Below are 6,997 nucleotides of genomic sequence, written 5' to 3'. Positions count from 1 at the left end.
GTGGAGAAATTCGACCCGGAACGGGGGTTCCGCTTCTCCACCTACGCCACGTGGTGGATACGCCAGACCATCGAACGGGCGATCATGAACCAGACCCGCACGATCCGCCTGCCGATCCATGTCATCAAGGAAATCAACCAGTACCTCCGCACTGCCCGCCAGCTCGTCCACAAGCTCGACCACGAGCCCACCATCGAGGAGATCGCCGAGGCGATGGACCGGCCGGTGGAGGACGTTCGCCGCATGATGGGGCTCAACGAGGGTGTGACCTCCGTGGACGTGCCCATCGGCCGGGAGGCGGACAGGGTGCTGCTCGACGCGATCCCGGACGATACCAACCCGGATCCGTTCTCCGCGCTGGAGGACAGCGACGTGCTGGCACATCTTGACGCCTGGCTGGAGCAGCTCTCGGAGAAGCAGCGGGCGGTGGTGATGCGGCGCTTCGGGCTGCGCGGCCACGAGAAGGCCACGCTGGAAGAGGTGGGTAACGAGATCGGCGTCACCCGTGAGCGGGTCCGGCAGATCCAGATCGACGCCCTGCGCAAGCTGCGGGACGTCATGGAACGCGCCGGCTTTTCCCAGGACACGGTATTCGGATAGCCGGTGCCGCCGGGGGCGGCCCCGGAGTCAGTCGATGAGGAGGGCGGCGGCGACCCGCCGCCCTTCGGCCATGAGGATGTTGTAGGTGCGGCAGGCCGCGGCGGTGTCCATCACCTCGAAACCGATGCCGCGCTCGAGAACGCAGAGCATGAGATCGCGGCCCGGGAAACGCTGGTGCCCGCCGGTGCCGAGCAGGATAACCTCCGGGTCGAGTTCAAGGACGACGTCCAGGTGCTCACGACGAAGGTCGTCGAAGCGCTGCGGCGGCCAGTCCGTGTCCAGGTGCTCGGGTGCCAGCACGAGGCTGTGCTCGTAACCGGTCTCGTTTACAACGATCCGGCCCGCATCGTAACCTCGAATGCGGAAGCTGCCGTCGCCCTTTTCTTCACTCAGCTTCATACCGGTCACGATAGCGAAGCGCGCGCCGCGGCGGCAAGGGCGCGCCGTCGGTCAATTGACAGCCTTCCGTACCGTGAGTAGCTTTTGGCCTCTATCTGAGCTCGTGACCGATACCCCCCGATCCGCGCGCCGAATCGGGGCTCGATACATTGCAACCATCACGCAGGGGCCCTGAGGTGAACGAGGAATTCCAGCGCATACGCCGGCTGCCGCCTTACGTCTTCAATATCGTCAACGAGCTCAAGGCCGCCGCACGGGCCCGCGGCGAGGATATCGTGGATTTCGGCATGGGCAATCCGGACCGCCCCACGCCGAGACATATCGTGGACAAGCTGGTCGAGGCCGCCCAGCGCCCGGACACCCATCGCTACTCCATGTCCCGCGGCATCCCGCGCCTGCGCAAGGCCATCTGCGACTGGTACGCGCGGCGTTATGACGTGACGCTCGACCGCGAGTCCGAGGCCATCGTCACCATCGGGTCCAAGGAGGGGCTGGCACACCTCGCCCTGGCCACGCTTGGGCCGGGCGACAACGTGCTGGTACCGAACCCGAGCTACCCGATCCACCCCTACGGCGTGGTCATCGCCGGCGCGGACCTCCGCCACGTGCCGCTGGTGCCCGGGGTCGACTTCTTCGAGGAGCTGGAGAAGGGGATCAAGGACACCTGGCCCAAGCCGAAGATGCTCATCCTCAACTTCCCCTCCAACCCGACGGGCAACTGCGCGGACCTGGAGTTCTTCGAGCGCGTGGTCGACATCTGCCGTGAGCACGGCATCTGGGTCGTCCACGACCTCGCGTACGCGGACATCGTCTTTGATGGCTACCAGGCCCCCTCGATCCTCCAGGTGCCCGGGGCGAAGGAGGTGGCGGTTGAGTGCTTCTCGCTGTCGAAGAGCTACAACATGCCGGGCTGGCGCGTCGGCTTCGTCTGCGGCAACGACAAGCTGATCGCCGCGCTCGCGCGCATGAAGTCCTATCTCGACTACGGCATGTTCACGCCCATCCAGGTCGCCGCGATCAGCGCCCTGGACGGCCCGCAGGACTGTGTCGAGGAGATCCGCGAGACCTACCGGCGGCGTCGCAACGCCCTCTGTGACGGGCTCAACCAGGCAGGCTGGGCGGTGGAGCGGCCGAAGGCGACCATGTTCGTGTGGGCGCCCATCCCGGAGCCCTACCGCGACATGGGCTCGCTGGAATTCTCCAAAAAGCTCCTCGCCGACGCAAAGGTGGCGGTGTCGCCGGGCATCGGCTTCGGTGACTATGGCGACGACCACGTGCGCTTCGGCCTGATCGAGAACGAACACCGCACGCGGCAGGCGATTCGCGGGATCAAACAGATGTTTCGCAGAGACGGTTACCTGAAGGAGGCGAGCTCTTGAAACCGGTGAAGGTCGGCCTTCTGGGCCTGGGCACGGTCGGCGGCGGCACGATTAACCTGCTGCAGCGCAATCGCGACGAGATCAGCCGCCGGGCGGGGCGCGACATCGAGATCGTGCACGCTGCCGCGCGGCATCTCGACCGCCCGCGCACCTGCTCCACCGAGGGCATCCGTCTGACCACCGACCCGTTCGAGGTGGTGGAGGATCCGGAGACCGACATTATCGTCGAGCTCATCGGCGGCGAGACCCTGGCCAAGGACCTCACCCTCCGCGCCATCGAACTCGGCAAGCACGTGGTCACCGCCAACAAGGCGCTGATCGCGGCAAGCGGCAACGAGATCTTCGAGCGGGCGCGGGAGCAGGGCGTGTCCATTGCCTTCGAGGCGGCGGTGGCCGGCGGCATCCCGGTGATCAAGGCGATCCGCGAGGGTCTGGTCGGCAACCATATCGAGTGGCTCGCCGGCATCATCAACGGCACCGCGAACTTCATCCTCTCGGAGATGTTCTACGCCGATCGCGAATTCGGCGATGTGCTCGCCGAAGCCCAGCGCCTGGGTTACGCGGAGGCGGACCCGACCTTCGACGTCGAGGGCGTGGACGCGGCGCACAAGCTCACGATCCTGGCGTCCATCGCCTTCGGTATCCCGCTGCAGTACGAGAAGGTGCACGTCGAGGGCATCTCGCACGTGGGCCAGGAGGACGTCGCCTACGCCGACGAGCTCGGGTTCCGCATCAAGCACCTGGGCATCGCGAGCCGCACCGAGACCGGCATCGCGCTGCGGGTGCACCCGACCCTGCTGCCCAAGCGCCAGCTGCTCGCGAGCGTCGATGGCGTGATGAACGCCATCATGATCCACGGAGACGCCCTCGGGCCGACCCTTTACTACGGTCCGGGCGCGGGCGCCGAGCCAACCGCGTCCGCGGTGGTGGCCGACCTGGTGGACGTGGTGCGCGAGTTCACCCTGGCCCCGGAGGACCGGGTGCCGTACCTCGCCTTCCACTCCCACGCGCTCTCGAACGACCCCGTCGTCCCCATGGACCGCGTGGAGACGGCGTACTACCTGCGCATGCAGGCGCTCGACCGCCCCGGTGTGCTCGCCGAGGTGGCACGGCTGCTCGGCGCCTCCGGCATCAGCATCGAGGCCATCATCCAGAAACAGCCGGCACCGGGCGCCGAGGACGTGCCGGTGATCATCCTCACCCACCGGGTCGAGGAGATGCAGATGAACCAGGCCTGCGAGGCCATCGAGGCGATGGAGGCGATCCGCGGCCAGGTGCATCGCATCCGGGTGGAAACACTGGAATAATGCGCCGGACCGCACCGCGGTCCATTCCCTGCACGCGCCCGTGCTGGTTGTCACTTGGAAGGACCTATGCCGTTCAGAACCCGCTACACCGGCCTCGTCAACAAGTACCATGACCGCCTTCCGCTGGCCGACGACGTGCGCGTCGTGAGCCTCGGCGAGGGCGCCACGCCGTTGATCCGGCTCAACAACATCCCGCGTACGCTCGGCAGCAACGTTGACCTTTACGTGAAGTACGAGGGGCTCAATCCGACCGGCTCGTTCAAGGACCGCGGCATGACCGTGGCCGTGACCCACGCCGTCTCCGAGGGCAGTGAGGCGCTCATCTGCGCGTCCACCGGCAACACGTCGGCCTCGGCGGCGGCATACGCCGCCCGGGCCGGTATCAAGGCCTTCGTGCTCATCCCGGACGGCAAGATCGCGCTGGGCAAGCTCGCCCAGGCGATCATGCACGGTGCGACGGTGCTGCAGATCCGGGGCAACTTCGACGACGGCATGCGCATCGTCAAGGAGCTCGCCGAGCAGGCCCCGGTGAGCATCGTCAATTCCGTCAACCCTTACCGTCTTCAGGGTCAGAAGACCGCCGCGTTCGAGATCGTCGAGGAGCTCGAGCGGGTGCCGGACTACCACTGCCTGCCGGTGGGCAACGCAGGCAACATTACCGCGCACTGGATGGGCTACTCGGAGCTCGCCCTCGGACCCCACGACCCGCCGACGGCGGCGTACCTGCCCTGCGGTCACCGCCCGTTCCACAGCGGTGTGGTCCGCGAGCGCCCGCGCATGGTCGGCTACCAGGCCAGCGGCTCCGCGCCGTTCCTGCGCGGCGGCGCGGTGAGCGAGCCGGAGACGGTGGCCACGGCGATCCGTATCGGCAATCCCCAGTCCTGGGACTACGCCTGGGCGGCCAGCAGCGAGTCCGGCGGCTGGTTCGACGAGCTCACCGACGAGGAGATCCTGGCCACCCAGCGCATGCTCGCCGACCATGAGGGCATCTTCTGCGAGCCGGCCTCGGCGGCATCGGTCGCCGGCACGCTGCGCGATGTCCGCTCCGGGCGGATCGAGGCCGGCAGCACCGTCGTGTGCACGCTCACGGGCCACGGCCTCAAGGACCCGGACGTGGCGAAGCAGCATGCCGACGGCGCAGTGAGCACCGTGGACGCGACCACCGGCGCGGTGAAAGACGCCATCCTCGGCCGTCTGTCCTGATAACACTGTGAGGGCACCGCGCCTCGACTTCCTGGCACCGGGGCTGCTTGGGCCGCTGCCGCCGCAGCTGCGGGACCACTTGGCGCAGACGGGACGTGTGCCCGCCACGGAGCGACTACTGGCCCGTGCGTCCCGGCTGCGGGTGTCCGCCCCGGAAGGCATCGCCCCGTGGCCGTCCGCCTTCCCCGGCGCCGGCGCACTGGGGCTCGCCGGCGCCGGCGGCAGCCCGGACGAGGCCCTGTGGTACTGCGCCGACCCGCTCCATCTGCGCCCGGACCGCGACCGGCTTCTGGCCTTCGCCGGTGACGCGGCAAGCCTCGAGCCGGCGGAGGCGCAGGCCGTCGCCGACGCGTTCAACGGCCTGTTCCGCGAAGACGGGCTGACCGTGACCGCGATCGGATCCCGTCTGTTCCTGCGCCTGGTCACGCCGGCTCGCCCTGGCCCCGAGGTCGCCTCGACCCGTGAGCTGGCGGGCCGCTACATCGACGCCTTCCTGCCCGAGGGCGAGGACGGCCGTGCCTGGCGCGGGCTGCTCAACGAGACCCAGATGCTGCTTCACGGGCTCGCCTTCAACGCGGCCCGTGAGGACGCGGGCCGTCTGACGGTGAACGGACTGTGGTTCTGGGGGGGCGGCTACGCCCCCCACCCGGAGCCCGGCGGCGTCCTCGCTGGCAGCCGCACATTCACCGGCGACCCGGTGCTTGCCGGACTGGCGCTCGCCAGCGGCGGGGCGGCGCACGAACCGCTTGCCGACGACGGTCGCCTGCCCGAGGGGGACGGTCACGACATCGTCCACTGGGCGGCGCCGGACGCCGCGATCACCAGTGGCGACCTTGAGGGGTGGCTCGCAGCGCTGCAGCGCTTCGAGAGCCACTGGGTCCCGGCATTCACTGCGGCCCTGGCGTCCGGCCGCCGCAGCGAGATCCGGATCCATACCGGCGGCGTTCCGGGCTGGCGGTGCCGGCGCGGCGACGGCCACCGCATCTGGCGCCGGGTCCGCGCACTGGCCCACCACCTGGAGCGCGCCTGATGGCCGCACGTCTGGAGCGTCGCGCGATCACCGGCGATCCCGACCGCATGCCGCCGGACTGGCACCCGGTGCTCCGCCGGGTCTACGCGGCACGGGGTATCGACGACCCGGCCGATCTTTCCACGGCACTCGCGACGCTCGCCAACCCGGCCACCCTCGGCGGCGCCGACGCCGCCGCGGCGTTGCTCGCCGAAGCGGTACAGGGCGATCAGCGGGTGCTCTTCGTGGGCGATTTCGACGCTGACGGTGCGACCAGCTGCGCGGTGGGCCTACGCGCCCTCCGGGCGATGGGCGCGACGAATGTCGACTACCTCGTCCCCAATCGGTTCGAGTACGGCTACGGCCTGAGCCCGGAGATCGTCGAGGTCGCCCGCGAGCGCTCGCCGGATATCATCGTTACGGTCGACAACGGCATATCGAGCCTCGATGGTGTCGCCGCGGCGCGTGACGCGGGCATTCGCGTGATCGTCACCGACCACCATCTGCCCGGGCCGACGCTGCCGTCGGCGGATGCCATCGTGAATCCCAACTGCCACGGCGACCCGTTCCCGAGCAAGGCGCTCGCCGGCGTCGGGGTGGTGTTCTACGTCATGGCCGCGCTGCGCCGCCGCCTGGCGGCCGCGGACTGGTTCGACGCCAACGGCATGGCACCTCCCAACCTCGCGGCGTTTCTCGATCTGGTCGCCCTGGGCACCGTCGCGGACGTCGTGCCGCTCGACCGCACCAACCGCACCCTGGTCCAGCAGGGCCTGGCACGGATCCGCGCGGGGCAGGGCTGCCCTGGGATACAGGCGCTGCTGGACGTCTCCGGGCGCACCGCCGCCCGGGTCGTTGCCTCGGACCTCGGCTTCGCCCTGGGGCCGAGGCTTAACGCCGCCGGTCGCCTTGACGACATGTCCGTGGGTATCGAGTGCCTGCTGAGCGACGACCCCGCCCACGCCCGCGGACTTGCCGAGCGCCTTGACGGACTGAACCGCGAGCGCCGCGAGATCGAGGGGCGGATGAAGGCCGAGGCCGTGGCCCACGTGGACGAGCTGGTCGCGAAGATGGGCGACGACGGTGTCCCGCCGGGCCTGTGT

General features: G+C 69.1%; 7 protein-coding genes. 6 read left to right on the top strand and 1 reads right to left on the bottom strand.

Annotated elements, in window-relative coordinates; genetic code table 11:
* Nucleotides 1-600 (top strand): sigma-70 family RNA polymerase sigma factor (locus G7A99_RS05995; RefSeq protein WP_163139196.1); only part of this gene is annotated, 600 nt, incomplete at its 5' end.
* Nucleotides 601-627: 27 nt separating this feature from the next.
* Here the strand turns inward: G7A99_RS05995 and G7A99_RS05990 are convergent.
* Complete coding sequence (locus G7A99_RS05990) at nucleotides 628-999, bottom strand: Mth938-like domain-containing protein (protein WP_163139195.1); 372 nt, start codon at nucleotides 997-999, stop codon at nucleotides 628-630.
* A gap of 176 nt (nucleotides 1,000-1,175) precedes the next feature.
* Here G7A99_RS05990 and alaC point away from each other — a divergent pair, with 176 nt between their 5' ends.
* The 5 genes from alaC to G7A99_RS05965 form a co-directional block, all read left to right on the top strand.
* Nucleotides 1,176-2,378 (top strand): alanine transaminase, encoded by a 1,203-nt coding sequence (alaC, locus tag G7A99_RS05985; protein ID WP_018716860.1) that lies wholly within the window; start codon nucleotides 1,176-1,178, stop codon nucleotides 2,376-2,378.
* Nucleotides 2,375-3,685: a homoserine dehydrogenase gene (locus G7A99_RS05980; protein WP_018716859.1), complete on the top strand. Its 1,311-nt coding sequence runs from the start codon at nucleotides 2,375-2,377 to the stop codon at nucleotides 3,683-3,685. Before alaC ends, G7A99_RS05980 begins: the two co-directional genes overlap by 4 nt.
* Nucleotides 3,686-3,751: 66 nt before the next feature.
* Nucleotides 3,752-4,888: a threonine synthase gene (gene thrC / locus G7A99_RS05975; protein ID WP_018716858.1), complete on the top strand. Its 1,137-nt coding sequence runs from the start codon at nucleotides 3,752-3,754 to the stop codon at nucleotides 4,886-4,888.
* Between the two features lie 7 nt (nucleotides 4,889-4,895).
* Nucleotides 4,896-5,918, top strand: coding sequence for a hypothetical protein (locus G7A99_RS05970; RefSeq protein WP_163139194.1), 1,023 nt, complete (start codon nucleotides 4,896-4,898; stop codon nucleotides 5,916-5,918).
* Nucleotides 5,918-6,997: DHH family phosphoesterase (locus G7A99_RS05965; RefSeq protein ID WP_371807599.1), on the top strand; the 1,080-nt coding region annotated here is incomplete at its 3' end. The genes G7A99_RS05970 and G7A99_RS05965, both read left to right, overlap by 1 nt.

It is taken from the genome of Arhodomonas sp. KWT (assembly GCF_010993615.1).
Note: the sequence above shows the minus strand (reverse complement) of the source record. Positions and strands in the feature narration are given on the sequence as shown.

What these genes read in the sequence shown, in the direction of transcription:
- G7A99_RS05990 (WP_163139195.1), bottom strand. Translation starts at nt 999, where the DNA reads ATGAAGCTGAGTGAAGAAAAGGGCGACGGCAGCTTCCGCATTCGAGGT.
- thrC (WP_018716858.1), top strand. Translation starts at nt 3,752, where the DNA reads ATGCCGTTCAGAACCCGCTACACCGGCCTCGTCAACAAGTACCATGAC.